This window comes from Accumulibacter sp. (genome assembly GCF_032229525.1).
Taxonomy (GTDB): Bacteria; Pseudomonadota; Gammaproteobacteria; order Burkholderiales; family Rhodocyclaceae; genus Accumulibacter.
In genome coordinates this window covers 1-17,171 of the sequence record NZ_JAVTWB010000047.1, presented here as the reverse complement: position 1 = coordinate 17,171, position 17,171 = coordinate 1, and the positions used below count along the sequence as shown (strand labels likewise).

11 protein-coding genes are annotated in these 17,171 nt (G+C 61.5%); all 11 read left to right on the top strand.

Features of this window, described 5'->3' with window-relative positions; translation table 11 throughout:
* The first annotated feature begins 147 nt into the window (after positions 1 to 147).
* Positions 148 to 1,608 carry an NADP-dependent succinate-semialdehyde dehydrogenase gene (gene gabD / locus RUW20_RS03080; RefSeq protein ID WP_313950729.1) on the top strand — a complete coding sequence of 487 codons (1,461 nt, stop codon included), beginning with the start codon at positions 148 to 150 and terminating at the stop codon, positions 1,606 to 1,608.
* 30 nt (positions 1,609 to 1,638) lie between these two features.
* Positions 1,639 to 2,946 (top strand): 4-aminobutyrate--2-oxoglutarate transaminase, encoded by a 1,308-nt coding sequence (gene gabT / locus RUW20_RS03075; protein ID WP_313950728.1) that lies wholly within the window; start codon positions 1,639 to 1,641, stop codon positions 2,944 to 2,946.
* Positions 2,947 to 3,113: 167 nt separating this feature from the next.
* A complete protein-coding gene (locus tag RUW20_RS03070) occupies positions 3,114 to 4,112 on the top strand; it encodes a carbon-nitrogen hydrolase family protein (RefSeq protein ID WP_313950727.1) in 999 nt (332 codons plus the stop codon).
* A gap of 160 nt (positions 4,113 to 4,272) precedes the next feature.
* Positions 4,273 to 5,748: a biotin carboxylase gene (locus RUW20_RS03065; protein ID WP_313950726.1), complete on the top strand. Its 1,476-nt coding sequence runs from the start codon at positions 4,273 to 4,275 to the stop codon at positions 5,746 to 5,748.
* 19 nt (positions 5,749 to 5,767) lie between these two features.
* Positions 5,768 to 6,817: a C45 family peptidase gene (locus tag RUW20_RS03060; RefSeq protein WP_313950725.1), complete on the top strand. Its 1,050-nt coding sequence runs from the start codon at positions 5,768 to 5,770 to the stop codon at positions 6,815 to 6,817.
* Positions 6,814 to 9,579, top strand: a complete 2,766-nt coding sequence (locus tag RUW20_RS03055) for an aminotransferase class I/II-fold pyridoxal phosphate-dependent enzyme (protein ID WP_313950724.1) — start codon at positions 6,814 to 6,816, stop codon at positions 9,577 to 9,579. The genes RUW20_RS03060 and RUW20_RS03055 overlap by 4 nt, the downstream gene beginning before the upstream one ends.
* A 75-nt stretch (positions 9,580 to 9,654) precedes the next feature.
* Positions 9,655 to 10,437 carry an enoyl-CoA hydratase/isomerase family protein gene (locus tag RUW20_RS03050; protein WP_313950723.1) on the top strand — a complete coding sequence of 261 codons (783 nt, stop codon included), beginning with the start codon at positions 9,655 to 9,657 and terminating at the stop codon, positions 10,435 to 10,437.
* Position 10,438: 1 nt separating this feature from the next.
* On the top strand, positions 10,439 to 12,628 hold the full coding sequence (locus tag RUW20_RS03045) for an acetate--CoA ligase family protein (RefSeq protein ID WP_313950722.1): 2,190 nt from the start codon (positions 10,439 to 10,441) through the stop codon (positions 12,626 to 12,628).
* A complete protein-coding gene (locus RUW20_RS03040) occupies positions 12,625 to 13,413 on the top strand; it encodes an enoyl-CoA hydratase-related protein (RefSeq protein ID WP_313950721.1) in 789 nt (262 codons plus the stop codon). The genes RUW20_RS03045 and RUW20_RS03040 overlap by 4 nt, the downstream gene beginning before the upstream one ends.
* A 349-nt stretch (positions 13,414 to 13,762) precedes the next feature.
* A complete protein-coding gene (locus RUW20_RS03035; RefSeq protein WP_313950720.1) occupies positions 13,763 to 14,731 on the top strand; it encodes a TAXI family TRAP transporter solute-binding subunit in 969 nt (322 codons plus the stop codon).
* Between the two features lie 108 nt (positions 14,732 to 14,839).
* Positions 14,840 to 17,171, top strand: a 2,332-nt coding sequence (locus RUW20_RS03030) for a TRAP transporter permease (RefSeq protein ID WP_313950719.1), incomplete at its 3' end; no start/stop codon positions are given.

The following is a 17,171-nucleotide window of genomic DNA, read 5'->3' as shown; positions in this document are numbered from 1 at the left end:
GCCAAATTGGTATCAGGAATGTTGCATTAATTGGTCGGGTTGGGCACCGCTCTTCCGCGTACAGTTGACCCAAGATGGTGCGTGCTGGCGGCAACTGCTAGCCAGCCTGAGGAAAATCCGCGCTGATCGAATGCACCGAGAGGAGAGATGCTTGTGAAACTTGCCGATACGACACTGCTCAGGCAGTTGTGCTACATCAACGGGGAATGGGCCGTCGCCGACAGCGGGCGAACGTTTCCCGTGACCAACCCAGCCACCGGTGAGCAGCTGGCGACAGTGCCGGAAGCCGGCGCCGCGGAAACCCGTCGCGCCATCGAGGCGGCCCGGGTCGCCCAGCCCGCCTGGCGGGCACGGACAGCCGGTGAGCGGGCCAAGGTTCTGCGGCGCTGGTTCGAGCTGCTGCTCGCCAACCAGGAGGATTTGGCGCAGCTGATGACTGCAGAGCAGGGAAAACCGCTCGCCGAATCGCGTGGCGAGATCGCCTACGCGGCGTCGTTCATCGAGTGGTTTGCCGAGGAAGGCAAGCGTATCTACGGCGACATCGTTCCCCCGCACCACGCCGACAAGCGCGTCCTGGTGACCAAGGAGCCAATCGGTGTCTGTGCGGCCATCACGCCGTGGAATTTCCCGGCCGCGATGATCACCCGCAAGGTCGGTCCGGCGCTTGCCGCCGGCTGCTGTGTGGTCCTCAAGCCGGCCGAAGCGACGCCGCTGTCGGCGCTGGCGCTGGCGGAACTGGCCGAGCGCGCGGGTGTCCCGGCGGGCGTTTTCAATGTCGTCACCGGCGACGCGCCGGCGATCGGCGGTGAGTTGTGCGCCAATCCAACGGTGCGCAAGCTGAGCTTTACCGGCTCCACCGAAGTCGGTCGCATTCTCATGCAGCAATGCGCGCCGACGATCAAGAAACTGTCGCTCGAGTTGGGCGGCAACGCGCCGTTCATCGTCTTTGATGACGCCGATCTCGATGCCGCGGTGCAGGGGGCGATTCTCTCCAAGTACCGCAACGCCGGTCAGACCTGCGTCTGCGCCAACCGTCTGCTGGTTCAGGAAGGCGTCTACGACGTTTTCGTCGACAAGCTCGGTGCAGCTGTTGCCGGGCTGCGCGTCGGCAACGGCGTCGACGATGGCGTCACGCAAGGTCCGCTGATCGATGATGCAGCTATTGCCAAGGTCGAGGACATGGTTCTCGATGCACGCGAGAAAGGGGCTCGTGTGGTCTGCGGCGGCAAGCGTCACAGTCTGGGCGGTACCTGGTACGAACCGACCATTCTGGCCAACGTCACGCCAGCGATGCGCATCGCCCGTGAAGAAGTGTTCGGGCCAGTGGCGCCGGTCTTCAAGTTCACCACCGAGAGCGAGGCGGTGGCGATGGCCAACGATACGGAATTTGGCCTCGCCTCCTATTTTTACACCGAGAATCTGGCGCGCAGCATGCGTGTATCGAGCGCTCTGGAATACGGCATTGTCGGCGTCAACACCGGCTTGATCTCGACCGAGGTGGCGCCGTTCGGCGGCATGAAGTCTTCCGGCCTGGGCCGCGAGGGTTCCAAGTACGGCATCGAGGATTATCTGGAAATCAAGCACGTTTGCATTGGCGGGATCAATTGAGCCTGCGGGCGAATTGCACAGGAGAAAGACATGAATGCACGTAACGAAAAACCGACCACCCAAACCAACGCCGAGCTGATGGCCAGGCGCCAGGCCGCCTTGCCGAGAGGTGTCGGGCAGGCGCACCCGCTGTTCGCCGAACGCGCCAACAACGCGGAAATTTGGGATGTCGAGGGGCGTCGCTGGATCGACTTTTGCGCCGGCATCGCGGTGGTCAATACCGGACACTGCCATCCGCGGCTGGTCGCTGCGGCGCGTGAGCAACTGGAGGCGTTCACCCACACCTGCTTCCAGGTGGTGGCCTACGAATCGTACGTGGAACTGTGCGAGCGGCTCAACGCCGCGGCGCCAGGCAGCACGCCGAAGAAGTCGTTTCTGGTCAATACCGGCGCGGAAGCGGTCGAGAATGCGGTAAAGATTGCCCGGGCGGCCACCGGACGGACGGGTTTGATTTCCTTCGGTGGCGGCTTCCACGGTCGCACGATGTTCGGCCTGGCGCTGACCGGCAAGGTGGCTCCCTACAAGGTCAAGTTCGGGCCCTTCCCCGGCGGCATTTTCCACGTGCCGTTTCCGAATGCCCTGCACGGTGTCTCGGAAGACGATTCCATCGCGGCCATTGAGCAGTTGTTCGCCTACAGCATCGAAGCCTCCGACGTCGGCGCAATCGTCATCGAACCGGTACAGGGCGAGGGCGGCTATCTGCCGGCGCCGCCCGGTTTCCTGCGCCGCCTGCGGACGCTCTGCGACAAGCACGGGATTCTGCTGGTTGCCGATGAAGTACAGACCGGCATTGCCCGTTGCGGAAAGCTGTTTGCCACCGAACACTACGACGTCGAGCCGGACATCATCACCCTGGCCAAGGGCCTCGGCGGCGGCTTGCCGATTGCCGCCATCGTTGGCAAGGCCGAGATCATGGATGCGGCAGAGGTCGGCGGCCTCGGTTCCACCTATGCGGGCAGCCCGATTGCGGTTGCCGGCGCGCTGGCGGTGCTCGACATTGTCGAGGAAGAAAAGCTCTGCAGCCGCTCGATGGCGCTCGGTGAGCGCCTGCGCAGTCGCTTCACTGCGATGAAGAAGCAATATTCCAGCATCGTCGACGTGCGCGGACTTGGAGCGATGACGGCGGTGGAGTTCTGCCGCAACGGCGACCCCCGGCAACCGGCGACCGACATGGCCACCGCCTTGAAGAACGAAGCGGCAAGACGTGGCCTGCTGTTGCTGTTGTGCGGGCCGCACGGTAATGTATTGCGGGTAATGATTCCGCTGACCATTCCGGAGGCGCTGCTGGATGAGGGCCTGGAGATAATCGAAGCATCGTTGCAGGCGATTGGCGCCTGAGCACCTTGCGCCAGCGGAATATCGTCCGGCACCCCGGGTTTTTTCAGGGACGCGAGCATCTGCCCGCGAGCGGCCGTTGTGATCCGGTTGCGTTCGCTGCGCCGGAGCGTGCTGTCAATTCGACAAATCTTCGTACCGAACCCTAGAGCGGCAGGAGAGCCCATTTCATGATTCCTTTTTCAATTGCCGGCATCCAGATGAACGTCTCGATGGAGCGCGAGAACATCACCGCGATGGGACACAAGCTGGATGTCGTCATGGCCCGGTTTCCCTGGGTCCAGATGGTCGTTTTCAGCGAGCTCGCTCCCTACGGACCAGCGCCCTATCACGCCCAGCCAACGGGGGGGCCGGCCGAGCAGATTTTCTGCCAGATGGCAGCCAAACACGGCCTCTGGCTGCTGCCGGGGTCGATGTTCGAGCGCGTTGGCGATGATATCTACAACACCACCTCGGTGATCGACCCGAACGGGACGGTGGTGGCCCGCTACCGCAAGATGTTCCCCTTTCTGCCGTACGAGATGGGTATCAAAGCGGGTACCGATTTCTGCGTCTTCGACGTTCCCAACGTCGGCCGTTTCGGGGTCTCCATTTGCTACGACATGTGGTTTCCGGAAACGACGCGGACGCTGGTTTCGATGGGCGCCGAATGCATTCTCCATCCGACGATGACCGACACCATTGACCGCGATGTGGAATTGCCGATCGCCCGTGCCAGTGCGACGATCAACCAGTGCTACTTTTTCGATGTCAACGGGGTTGGTGACTGCGGCACCGGCCACTCGATCGTCGTTGGCCCTTCCGGCTACGTCATTCATCAGGCGGGCGGCGGCGAGGAGATCATCCCGGTGGAGATCGATCTGTCGCGGGTGCGTCGGGAACGCGAGGTTGGTATTCGCGGCCTGGGTCAGACGTTGAAGAGTTTCCGTGATCGGCCAGTCGAGTTTCCGGTCTATCAGAAGCACCTGGGCCGGGAAGAAGGCTATCTGAACAGCCTTGGGCCCCTGATCAAACCGACGCGCGGCTCGCGTGGCGGCGCGGCTGTCCTGCCCGAAGGCGCAGTCGCCGGAGCGGACGGTTCCATCCTCCATGTCGCCGATCTGAACACGGACGTCTATGTTGCTGCTTCGCCGCTGGGCGACGCACCACCGTACCCGAACCATCCTTGAGCAGCGGGATGTGTTACCGCAAGCGGGTGGCAAGGTGAGCGCCGGACCGATGCTCGGCCTGGCCATTGCCACCCTCTTTGGAATCGGGATTGTTGCCTTTCAGTTTTGCCGCAGAAAAGCGCCGCCGCACAAAAATACATCACCCCAGAGGAGACAAGATATGACTCAAGCTCAAGCCACAATGCCCGCCATTACCAGCATGTCGGATTTGCGACTGTTCTTCCATCGCAATACGCGTCCGATCTACTTCATCAGCGCCACCAACTTTAATCTGGCCGGCATGGATGAGCGGGTGCCGCACTTCAAGCACATCAACTACATCGACTGCTACGACGGTCGTCATCCGAACGTCTTCGTCCCCAGCGAGCAACCGCATCCGGAGTTCGAAGGTATCGAGGACATCAACAACTATCTGCTGCAGAACAAGGAGGTCATCGACTTCATCAAGGGGCGCGGTGGCGATCCGGTCGCGGTGTTCCTGATGTTTGACGAGAAGACCGAGGAACTATGCAAGGAACTGGGTATCGAGCTGTGGTTCCCGCCGGCCTCATTACGTACGCGTTGCGACAACAAGATGGAAACGGTACGTATCGGCAACAAGGCCGGGGTGCCCTCGGTGCCGAACGTGCTGGCCAAGGTCGAGAGCTACGAGCAGCTGATCAAGCTGACCGAGGAAAACGGACTGGGCAGCGACCTGGTGATTCAGTCGGCCTTTGGCGACTCCGGCCACACCACCTTCTTCATCTCCAACGAGGAGGAGTGGAAGAAATACGCCGACGAGATCGTCAAGGATCCCGAGGTCAAGGTGATGAAGCGCATCAACTGCCGCGGCGGGACGCTGGAAGCGTGCGTGACCCGTTGTGGCACCGTCGTCGGCCCGCTGCTCACCGAAATCGTCGGCGCCAAGGAATTGACCCCGTACAAGGGTGGCTGGTGCGGCAACGAGGTCTTTCCGGGAGCCTTCCCGGAGAAAGCGCGCATCATCGCTCGCGACTACGCCTACGCCTTCGGCAACCAGTTGCTCGAGGAAGGCTACCGCGGTTACTTCGACCTGGATTTCCTGATCGACCAGGATACCGAGGAGGTCTATCTGGGCGAACTCAACCCGCGCGTCTGCGGTGCCAGCCCGATGACCAACCATGCGGCGTTCGCCTATGCCGACGCGCCGCTCTTCTTCTTCCACCTGCTCGAATTCAGTGGCGTGGATTTCAAGCTCGACGTGGCAGCGATGAACGAGCGCTGGAAGAATCCCAAGTACATCGACAGCTGGAGCCAGCTGGTCATGAAGTACACCGACCAGGAAGTCGACATCGTCGACCAGGCGCCGGAATCCGGAATCTACCGCATGGACGACGCCGGCAACGTCACTTTCCACCGCTTCGACTACCACCGCCTGGCGGTCGAAGGCGAGAACGAGGCTTTCTGGTTGCGTATCACCGGGCGCGGTGACTATCGCTATGAAGGTGCCGATCTGGGCATTCTGATTACCCGCGGCCGCTCGATGACCGAGGAATTCAAGATCAACGCCCGCGCGGAGAACTGGATCCGTGGGATCAAGAGCTTCTACAAGGGTCGTCCTCTGGATACGGCGGTGGCCGAACCGGTGCCGTCGGCTGGCGCGTTCAAGATTCTCTGATCGCCGGTTGAGGAGGTAGATGCCGCTCATTCAGACCCAGTCGCTGCTCTTCCGCGCCATGGAAGAAACACGACCGGGGGCCATCTGGCAAGCGCTGTTCAGCGAATTCTGGCCCTCGTATCGTCGCTGGTATCTGCAAAGCGGCGACGCGGAGCGTCCCTATTATCTGCCTTGCGTGCGGGCGCTACGCAAGCACATGCCGGAGCTGATGCCAACCTACGAGAAGCTGGCCGAGCTTGCCGGTGGCGGCGACGTGGAAGCGCGCTTCCTGTCGCTTTTCTGCCCGCCGCCGTACGTCACCGGCTGCTCGCAGCTGGTCTGGCCCGGCGAGCGGCCGCTGCTGGTGCGCAACTACGACTATCCGCCACAGCTGTGTGAAGGCGTGATCCTGAAGACCGCCTGGAATGGTCGAGAGGTGATCGGCCTCAGCGACTGCATGTGGGGCCTGCTCGACGGCATCAACGAGGATGGCCTTGCGCTGGCCTTGTCGTTTGGGGGTCGTCAGGAAGTCGGCGAAGGCTTCGGGGTACCGCTGGTACTGCGCTACGTGCTCGAAACCTGCACGCGCACCGAAGAGGCTTGCGCGGCACTGGCACGGGTTCCGGTGCATATGAGTTACAACGTCACCGTAGTTGACCGTAGCGGCGACTTCGCGACGGTTTTCCTTGTCCCGGGCCGTAGCGGTGACATTCGTCGCCTGGCAGCGGCGACCAATCACCAGAAAAAGGTCGAATGGCATCAGCACGCTCGTGCCACGTCGACGGTCGAGCGCCTGCAGCGGTTAATGGAGATGCTGGACGACAGCGCAATGACCACCGAGGCGCTGATCGCTGCATTCCTGCAAGCGCCCATTTACTCGAACGCGTTTGCACGCGGTCTCGGCACCCTGTACTCGGCGGCGTATTGGCCGAGCGAGGGCCGTGCCGATTTCTTCTGGCCGGGCGTCAACTGGTCACAGTCATTCGCCGACTTCAACGTGGGCGAGCGGCTCATCGAGTTTGGCAGTTCGCCATCGCCACATAACAACGATACGCGAGGCATGGACCTCGCATCAGGAGACAAGCCATGAAGGCAGACAGCAAAGCCAAGAAATCGCTGGGTGAATACTACAGTGCGCTGCAACTTCGCACCGACCGCTGGAGCGCCCTGAAAATCGCCAGCGAGCAACTCGTTCAGAGCCGCACGGAACGCCGGCGGCACGAGGCCGAGCGCAAAATCGTCGAGTTGATCGACGCCCTGCGTCCGATCGAACTCTACTGGGCTTTTCCGGGGCACGATACTTTCAGTCGGCTTGGCGAACTCGTCACACTGGGTCGTTTCGACGTGCTGGCGATCACGGTGCGAAATATCTGTCACGCCTTGCTGAGCAACAGTTATCGACGCAATCCTCACCACCATGATGTCGAGGAACTGACCGAGGGCAGTCCGGACGACGAGTCCACGGAAAATGCCGGCAAGGAGCTCCTTTACTTCGAAGTGCTGTTCGTAGACAAGTTTTCGCCGATGCAGGAGGAAAACCTGCGTCGTACACTGCGTTCGCTGCGCCGCCCCGAGGATCCCTTCGTCTATGAGCCGGTGTTCGTGCCCAGCCTCACCGACGCCCTGATCGGCGTGATGTTCAACCACAATCTGCAGGCAGTGGTAATTCGCAACGATCTGAAGCGTGAATCGGAGCAGACGCTGGAGCTGCTGCATCGCTACCTTTCGCGGCTCGAAGAGGAAGTCCTCGAAGAGGTGGAGCCCAAGGAGTACGGCCCCGAACTTTGCCGGATGATTGCCAAGCTGCGTCCAGAGCTCGACGTGTATCTGTTCACCGATCAGTCGGTCGAGGAGATCGCTGGCGCCAAGCTCGGCAACTGTCGGCGCGTCTTCTACAACCAGGAAGACCATCTGGACCTGCACCTGAACATCCTGCGCGGCGTTTCGGAACGCTTCGAGGCGCCCTTCTTCAACGCCCTGACGCAGTACGCACGCATCCCCACCGGCGTTTTTCACGCCATGCCGATCAGTCGTGGCAAGTCGATCACCGCCTCGCACTGGATCAAGGACATGGGCGACTTCTACGGGATGAACATCTTCCTCGCTGAAACCTCGGCCACCTCGGGCGGACTCGACAGCCTGCTGGAGCCGCACGGTCCGATCAAGAAGGCGCAGGAGATGGCCGCTCGCGCCTTTGGCTCGAAGCAGACCTTCTTTGCCACCAACGGTACGTCGACCTGCAACAAGATAGTGGTACAGGCGATCGTCCGCCCTGGCGACATCGTGCTGGTCGACCGCGACTGCCACAAGTCGCACCACTACGGCATGGTCCTGGCCGGGGCGCAGGTGGTCTATCTCGACAGCTACCCGCTCAACGACTATTCAATGTACGGTGCGGTGCCGATGAAAGAAATCAAGCACCGCCTGCTGGAATTGAAGGCGGCGGGCAAGCTCGATCGCGTGCGCATGCTGCTTCTGACCAACTGCACTTTCGATGGGGTGGTCTACAACGTCGAGCGGGTGATGGACGAATGCCTGGCGATAAAACCGGATCTGGTCTTTCTCTGGGATGAGGCGTGGTTTGCCTTTGCCCGTTTTGGCCCGGCCTATCGGCGGCGCACGGCCATGTACTGCGCCGGCCAGCTGCGCGAGCGTTACCGTTCGCCCGAGTACCGTGTGGCTTATGCAGAGTACCGGGAAAAAATGGCCGACGCCGACGATGAGATCCTGCTGAACACTCGCCTGATGGCGGACCCCGAAAAGGTGCGTGTGCGTGCCTACGCCTGCCAATCGACGCACAAGACGCTGACCGCTCTGCGCCAAGGTTCGATGATTCACGTCCATGACCAGGATTTCAAGGACGAGGTCGAGCAGGCTTTTCACGAGGCCTACATGACGCACACCTCCACCTCGCCCAACTACCAGATCATTGCCTCGCTCGATATCGGCAGGCGGCAGGTCGAACTCGAGGGCTTCGAGTTCATCCAGCGCCAGGTCGAGCAGGCGATGTCGCTGCGCAAGGTGATCAATACCCACCCGCTGATCAGCAAGTATTTCCACGTCCTCACCGTCGCCGAGATGATTCCGGCCGAGTATCGCAAGTCGGGGATCAAGAGCTACTGGGATCCCGAACACGGCTGGACCGACATCATGGCCGCCTGGAGCGAGGACGAATTCGTCCTCGATGCAACGCGGATCACCTTGTCGGTGTCGGGCTCGGGTTGGGACGGTGATACGTTCAAGAACGAAATCCTGATGAACAAGCACGGCATCCAGATCAACAAGACCTCGCGCAACACGGTGCTGTTCATGACCAACATCGGCACCACGCGCTCGTCGGTGGCCTATCTGATAGAGGTGCTGGTCAAGATCGCACGCGATCTCGATGAGCGACTCGACGACGCCAGCAACGTCGAGCGCCGGATCTTCGCGCGTCGGGTCAAGGCCTTGCGCGAGGACCTGCCGCCACTGCCTGATTTCAGTTGTTTTCACGACTCGTTTCGGCTGAGTTCGGGCAACGGTACGCCAGAAGGGGACATCCGCTCGGCCTTCTTCCTCGCCTACGACGAAAGCAAGTGCGAATACGTGCCGATCGCGGGCAAGGCCATCGAGAAGGAAATCGCCGCCGGACGCCAGTTGGTGTCGACCACCTTCGTCATCCCCTACCCGCCAGGTTTTCCGATTCTGGTCCCCGGGCAGGTGATCAGTCAGGAAATCATCACCTTCATGCGCGCACTGGATGTCAAGGAGATCCATGGCTACCGACCCGAACTGGGGCTGCGCATCTTTACCGAGGACGCGCTTGTTGCACTCGAGGGAGCACCGTCGTCGATTCAGGAACTGCCCGCCTGAGGCCGCCCGCCGCGGCTCGCCGCTTGTTGAGTCGCGGCCATTCCTTCGTTTACTGAAAGAAAAGGAGCGGTGTCCATGCACACTGAAACGATCATTTACCAAGCGAGTGGCGGGATAGCCGAAATCCGCCTGAATCGACCGGAACGGCTCAACGCGGTAACGCAGGAGCTCTACGACGAACTCAACGCTGCGCTGGCTGTCGCCGAGGCCGACGGCGATGTTCGTGTCGTCCTGTTGACTGGCGAGGGTCGAGCGTTCTGTGTTGGCGCCGACCTCAAGGCCCACAAGGCAGGGCGCACCGCTTTCGATCGGCGCCAGTACCTGCGTGGCGAACAGATCGTCTGCCGACGGCTGTTGTTGCTGTCGAAGCCGGTGATTGCCGCAGTCAATGGTTTTGCCCTGGGCGCCGGTGCCGAAATGGCCATTGCTTCGGATTTCCTGCTGATGGCCGAGAGCGCGCAGATCGGCCTGCCGGAAATCAGTATTGGCACCTTCCTCGGCGGCGGCGTCACCTATCTTCTGCCGCGCCTGGTCGGGCTGGCCAAGGCGCGCGAGCTGGTTTTTCTCGGCGAACGAATCAAGGGCGACGAGGCGGTGCGCATCGGCCTGGCCAATCGGGTGCTGCCGGATGAAGGCTTTCTCGACGCGGCGCGCGAATTCGCCGGGCGGATCGCCGGCAAGGCGCCATTGTCGATGCAACTGGCCAAGGAGCAGCTGAACATGGCGGCTGAGCGCACGCTGGACGCCGCCCTGACCGCTGAGCTCGAAGGCATGACCTTCGTCGGCACGACGCAGGACTGGCAGGAAGGTATCGATGCCTTCGCCGAAAAGCGCCTGCCGATCTTCAAGGGGTGCTGAGATGAATACCATTGCTCCGACAACGCAGCGCAGCCCGCTGCACGATTTTCTGGCCCCCGATTCAATTGCCATCGTCGGCGCTTCGGCCGATCCCACCAAACGCGGCTACAAGGCGATGGTCGGCCTGATCAAGGATGGCTACCCGGGCACGATCTACCCGATCAATCCCAAGGTGGATAGGGTTCTCGGCGTCAAGGCCTACGCGTCGCTGGCGGACATTCCAGGGACCGCCGATCTGGCGCTGATCTGCACGCCGGCTTCGTCGGTGCCGGGCCTGCTCATCGAATGCGGCAAGAAGGGCGTCAAGGGAGCGGTGATCCTGGCCAGCGGCTTTCGCGAAACCGGCCGTCCCGAAGGGATCCAGCTGGAACAGGATCTGATGGATGCGGCTCGCCGCAGTGGCGTGCGGATCATCGGCCCGAATACCTCCGGGATGTTCAATCTGCACAAGAAAGTCAACCTGCTGGCCTTGAACAACATCAAGGCGGGTGACATCGGTCTCATTTCGCAATCGGGCAACATGCTGCTGTCGCTGGTGCTCGAAGCCGAACGTAACGGTCACGTCGGTTTCAGCACCTATGCCGGGCCCGGCAACCAGGCAGATATCGGCTTCAACGACTACCTGCGCTATCTGGGTGAAGACCCACACACGCGGGTTGCGACACTCTACGTCGAGGGCTTCCGTGACGGGCGTCGTTTCCTCGATGCGGCGCGCGCGATCACCGCGCTCAAGCCGGTGGTGGTGTACAAGTCGGGCTCGACCGAAGCCGGTCAGAAGGCGGCCAGTTCGCACACCGGTGCACTGGCGGGCAGCTATGCGATGACCGTTGACCTGTTGCGCCAGGTCGGGGTTAGCGTGGTGCAGCATTCGGACGAAATTCTGCCGGTCGCCGAAGGTCTGGGGCTACTGCAGAAAGCGCGTGGCAAGCGCGTGGCCGTCGTCGCCGACGGTGGAGGCCAGGCGACCATTGCCTCCGATCGTCTGTCCGAGGCCGGGCTTGAACTGGCCGAACTGAGCGAAACGACGCGCCGGCGTCTTGGCGAAATCCTGGTTCCGCAGGCTTCTCTGGTCAACCCTGTCGATGTCGCCGGCAGCAGCGATGCCAACCCGGCGCTGCTTGCCGATTGCCTGGAAATCGTTGCCGACGACGACAACGTCGACAGCATCTTCCTGGTCGGCATGTTCGGTGGCTATTACACCCGCTTTGCCGAAGACCTGTTGGGTGGCGAGATGCGTGGTGCCGAAGCGATGATCGAACTGGCCCGCAGGACCGACAAGCCACTGGTCGTCTACAGCCTCTACGCCCCGGTCAATCCGCCGGCCTTGCGGCGGCTGCACGAAGCCGGTCTGCCGGTCTACAGTTCGATCGAGCAGGCGGTGCGCGTATTGTCGGCGCTGGGCGAACGAGGTATCTATCTGGCGGCTAGCGCCGGTCGCCAGAGCCTGCCTGCGGTGACGCCGGATGGCGCCGCGCAGGCAGCTTTTGCCGCGGCACAAGCCGAGGGCCGCGACCTCTTCGAGTTCGAGGCCAAGGCCTTGCTGCGCGCCCATGGTGTTGTCGTGCCGGAGGAACTACTGGCCTGCGCCGCCGACGATCTGGCCGGGATCGCTGAGCGATTCGGCGACCAGCCGGTGGCGATGAAAGTGGTGTCCAAGGATATTCTGCACAAATCGGATGCCGGCGGCGTCAAGCTCAACGTGCGCGGCGAAGCCGGCATGCGCGTCGCTTTCGACCAGATCATGGCTTCCGCACGCGCTTATGACCCGCAGGCGGTGATCAAGGGGGTTCTGCTCGCGCCGATGGCGCGCAAGGGCACCGAGGTGATTATCGGCGTCATTCGCGATCCGATTTTCGGGCCGGTACTGATGTTCGGGCTGGGTGGAATTTTCGTCGAGATTCTCGAAGACGTGGTTTTTCGTGCCATTCCCCTGTCGCCCCACGATGCTTCGTCAATGCTCGAGCAGATCAAGTCGCGCAAGATCCTCGGTGGCGTGCGCGGCGAGGCGGCGGTCGACAAGGACGCGCTGGTCGATCTGCTACTGAAAGTGTCGAGTATCGCCGAGGCCTATCCGCAAATCGTGGAACTGGATCTCAACCCGGTCATTGCCCTGGTTGACGGCTACGCCGTGGTCGATGCACGGATCATCGTCGATCGAGCAAGCTCCGCTGCGAAGGAGGGTCCGCAATGAACATGCCGGTGCTTTCCGACGCTCTCCTTGACCTGGACCAGCGCGTCGCGACCCTGACACTCAATCGCGACGATGTCCGCAACGCACTGACCGGCACGGGCTTGATCGACGATATTGTCAGCGTTGCCGAGTGGGTCAACCGCTGTGAAGAGGTCTCGGTGCTGATCATCACCGGCGCGGGATCGGCGTTCTCGGCTGGCGGCAACGTCAAGGACATGGCCAAACGCGGTGGCGACTTCGCGGGCAACGTGGCCGAGGTCGCGGAGCGTTACCGTCGCGGCATCCAGCGCATCCCGCTGGCGCTGAACGCTGTCGAGATCCCGGTGATCGCGGCTGTCAACGGCGCGGCCATTGGCGCCGGCTTCGATCTTGCCAACATGGCCGATATCCGGCTGGCGTCGAGCCGGGCGAAGTTTGGCGAGACCTTCCTCAACCTGGGCATCATTCCGGGCGATGGCGGCGCCTGGTTCATGCAGCGGCTGATCGGCTACCAGCAGGCATTCGAGCTGACGCTCAGCGGGCGTGTGGTGAGCGCTGTCGAGGCGAAAACGCTTGGTATCGTCCTCGATGTGGTCGAGCCCGAGAACTTGATGCCAAAGGTACTTGAACTTGCCACCCGCATGGCTGCCCAACCGCCAAAGGCGCTGCGCCTGACCAAGCGACTGATGAAAATGGCACAGCGCATGGAGTTGCGTGATTTCCTCGATTTGTGCGCATCGTTTCAGGGCATTTGTCATAACGAGGGAGAGCATCTGGAGGCTGTTCGGAGAATGCTTAATGCATGATTGGTGCGCTGCACAAGCCGCAGGGCAAGGGAAATCGGGTTTCTGATTGGTATCCGGTGTTTCGCTGAAATTGGTCTGGGCTTGAGCTCAGTTTGTGTGTACAGTACATTGTCGTTAGGTCTCGTCGGCTGTAAATGGTGGAATGTCGCTGCAGACGAAGGGGCCGACAGTGCGAACAGCGGCAAGACTTACTGGAGCGAAGCTGCTCAGACAGTGGTGCTGCTTTGCTGGGAATCGAATCGAGTCCGCGGACAATTGCTACAAGGTTCCGCGATGATTCCGCAACCCAAGCAAGGCCGTCACGGCCCAGTCAGCCCTCTTTGATGGATCATACGGAAGGAGACTCAAAATGAAGAAACTTACTACCCTTGCTGCGGCCCTCGCGGTTTGTGCCAGCGTCGCGAGCCCGGCAGCGTTCGCGGAACAGAAGTTTGTCACCATCGGTACGGGTGGCGTGACCGGTGTTTACTACGCGGCGGGCGGTGCGATTTGCCGCCTGATGAACAAGGAAAAGAAAACGCATGGTATTCGCTGCTCGGTCGAAAGCACCGGCGGTTCGGTCTATAACGTCAATACCATCAAGGCCGGTGAGCTTGACTTTGGCGTTGCTCAGTCGGACGTGGCCTACAACGCGTTGAAGGGCGAGAACCAGTTCAAGGAGGGTGGCGCGTTCAAGGAATTGCGTTCGGTATTCTCGATCCATCCCGAGCCGCTGGTCGTGCTGGCGCGCGAGGACGCCAAGGTCAAGGCATTGCCCGACTTCAAGGGCAAGCGCTTCAATATCGGCAATCCGGGCTCCGGACAGCGCGCGACGATGGATATCCTGCTGCCGGCCCTGGGCATGAAGACCAGTGATTTTTCGCTGGTTTCCGAGATGAAGGCCGATGAGCACGGTGCGGCGCTGTGCGACAACAAGATCGACGGCTTCGCCTACGTCGTCGGCAATCCGTCGGCAAACATCCAGGACCCGACCACCACCTGTCACGCGCAACTGGTCAATATCATGGGGCCGGCGGTCGACAAGCTGGTCAAGACCTATCCCTACTATGCGGCAGTGACCATTCCCGGCGGCATGTACGCACACAACCCGAACCCGACGAACACCTTCGGCGTAGTGGCAGCCTTTGTCTCGTCGTCGAAGGTTCCCAATGACGTGGTCTACGCGATGGTGAAAGCGGTCTTCGACAATCTCGACGACTTCAAGAAGCTGCACCCGGCTTTCGCCCACCTCGATCCGAAGGAAATGATCAAGAACGGCCTGTCCGCACCGCTGCATGACGGCGCTGTGAAGTACTACAAGGAGAAAGGCTGGATGTAATTCGGCCGGAAGCATGCGGGAGCGGCGCGTAGTCAGTCGCTTCCGGTAGGCCTGCCGACGGCCCCCGCGCGGGGCCGTCTTACGTTGAAGTCTGCGGAGATTACACACATGGCTGAAAAAGAAGCTGAAGCCGTCCTGACCGACGAGCAACTCAAACAACTGGTCGCCGAGGCAGACACCGGCGGTCGCAAGCCGACCGGTGCGGTGGCCAAGCTGATCATGTTGACGGCGCTGACATGGTCGCTGTTTCAACTGTGGATCGCTTCGCCGCTCCCGTATTCGTTTGGCATCCTTGTGCTCAACGACACCGAGTCGCGTTCGATCCACCTGGCTTTCGCCATGTTTCTCGCTTTTCTCGCCTATCCGGCATTCAAGCACTCGCCGCGTGCCTATGTGCCGGCCCTGGACTGGGTGCTGGCGCTGGTTGGTGTTTTCTGCGCCTCCTACCTTTTTGTCTTCTACTCCGAGCTGTCCACGCGACCCGGTCAACCGACGACACTTGACCTCGTGGCATCGGTCGCCGGCATCGTGCTGCTGCTCGAAGCGGCACGGCGTGCGCTCGGCCTGCCGATGGTCATACTGGCGACGATCTTCATCGGCTACATCTTCCTTGGCCCGTACATGCCGGACCTGATCGCTCACAAGGGCGCTTCGCTGGGCAAGGGCATGTCACACCTGTGGCTGAGTACCGAGGGCGTCTTCGGGGTGGCACTCGGGGTTTCGTCGGGTTTCATCTTTCTCTTCGTGCTGTTCGGTTCGCTGCTGGAAACCGCCGGGGCCGGCAACTATTTCATCAAGTCGGCGATTTCGCTGCTTGGTCACCTGCGCGGCGGCCCGGCCAAGGCGGCGGTGGTTGCCTCGGCATGTACCGGCCTGATCTCGGGGTCGTCGATCGCCAACGTGGTGACCACCGGGACCTTCACCATTCCGCTGATGAAGCGTGTTGGCTACCGTCCAGACAAGGCGGCGGCGGTGGAGGTTGCGGCCTCGGTCGACGGCCAGATCATGCCGCCGGTGATGGGTGCCGCTGCCTTCCTGATGGTCGAATACGTCGGCATCCCCTACACGCAGGTGCTCAAGCACGCCATCCTGCCGGCGCTGATCTCCTACATTGCACTGTTCTACATCGTGCACCTGGAAGCGATGAAGGCCGACATCCGTGGCATTCCGCGCGTGCACGAGGCCACCCGCGGCTCGCGCTTGATCTCCTTTCTGATGACCGTTTCCGGCATCGTCATCCTGGCCGGCATCGTCTACTACGGCTTTGGCTGGCTGAAGGATGTCTTCGGTGACGCCTCGATCTATATCGTTGGCCTGCTGATGATGGCCGCCTACATCGGCCTGTTGAAGTTCGGTACCCGTTATCCGGAACTGCACATGGACGACCCGGACAAGCCGATCGAAACACTACCCGATGCGGGGCCGACGCTGAAATCGGGCCTGCACTTTTTGCTGCCGGTGGTGGTGCTGATCTGGAACCTGATGGTCGAAGAACTCTCGCCGGCTTTGTCCGCTTTCTGGGCGACGGTGTTCCTGATGTTCATTTTGGTCACACAACGGCCGATCATTGCGCACTTCCGCAAGCAGGGCGATCCAGGCGCGGCTGTTCGTCAGGGCTTCCAGGATCTGCTCGACGGCCTGGTTACCGGCGCCCGCAACATGATCGGCATTGGTATCGCCACGGCGGCCGCCGGCATCATCGTCGGCACCGTGACGCTGACCGGCATCGGTCTGGTGATGAGCGAACTGGTCGAACTGATCTCGGGTGGTAACCTGATGATCATGCTTTGCCTGGTGGCAGTTATCTGCCTGATCCTCGGCATGGGTCTGCCGACGACGGCCAACTACATCGTCGTGTCCACGCTGATGGCGCCGGTGGTGGTCGAATTGGGCGCGCAGAGTGGCCTGTTGGTGCCACTGATTGCCGTGCATCTGTTCGTCTTCTATTTTGGACTGATGGCCGACGTCACACCGCCGGTGGGTCTGGCGTCCTATGCCGCCGCCGGGATCGCGCGCTGCGATCCGATAAAGGTCGGTGTCACCGCCTTCGGCTACAGCATCCGTACGGCCATCCTGCCGTTCATGTTCATCTTCAACACGCAGTTGCTGCTGATCGGCATCGAAAGTGGCTGGCACCTGTTCTTGACGGTTTCCACTGCCATCCTGGCCAACCTCCTCTTCGCCGCCGCGACGCAGGGTTGGTTCATCGCCCGCAACCGCTGGTGGGAGGCGCTGGTCTTGCTGCTGGTGACCTTCACGCTGTTCCGTCCGGGCTTCTGGATGGACATGGTCCATCCGCCATACGACAAGCTGCCGCCGACCAAGATCATGGAGGTCGTCGAAGCGGCGCCTGCCGATTCCCGTCTTCGGGTCTGGGTCGAAGGCGAGGATATCAATGGCAAGACGATCGCCAAGGGGGTTCTGCTGCCGCTCGGCGCCC

Bases quoted from the DNA above. Each gene is read 5' to 3' on its own strand.
- gabD (WP_313950729.1), top strand. From the start codon at position 148: ATGCTTGTGAAACTTGCCGATACGACACTGCTCAGGCAGTTGTGCTAC.
- gabT (WP_313950728.1), top strand. From the start codon at position 1,639: ATGAATGCACGTAACGAAAAACCGACCACCCAAACCAACGCCGAGCTG.
- RUW20_RS03070 (WP_313950727.1), top strand. From the start codon at position 3,114: ATGATTCCTTTTTCAATTGCCGGCATCCAGATGAACGTCTCGATGGAG.
- RUW20_RS03065 (WP_313950726.1), top strand. From the start codon at position 4,273: ATGACTCAAGCTCAAGCCACAATGCCCGCCATTACCAGCATGTCGGAT.
- RUW20_RS03060 (WP_313950725.1), top strand. From the start codon at position 5,768: ATGCCGCTCATTCAGACCCAGTCGCTGCTCTTCCGCGCCATGGAAGAA.
- RUW20_RS03055 (WP_313950724.1), top strand. From the start codon at position 6,814: ATGAAGGCAGACAGCAAAGCCAAGAAATCGCTGGGTGAATACTACAGT.
- RUW20_RS03050 (WP_313950723.1), top strand. From the start codon at position 9,655: ATGCACACTGAAACGATCATTTACCAAGCGAGTGGCGGGATAGCCGAA.
- RUW20_RS03045 (WP_313950722.1), top strand. From the start codon at position 10,439: ATGAATACCATTGCTCCGACAACGCAGCGCAGCCCGCTGCACGATTTT.
- RUW20_RS03040 (WP_313950721.1), top strand. From the start codon at position 12,625: ATGAACATGCCGGTGCTTTCCGACGCTCTCCTTGACCTGGACCAGCGC.
- RUW20_RS03035 (WP_313950720.1), top strand. From the start codon at position 13,763: ATGAAGAAACTTACTACCCTTGCTGCGGCCCTCGCGGTTTGTGCCAGC.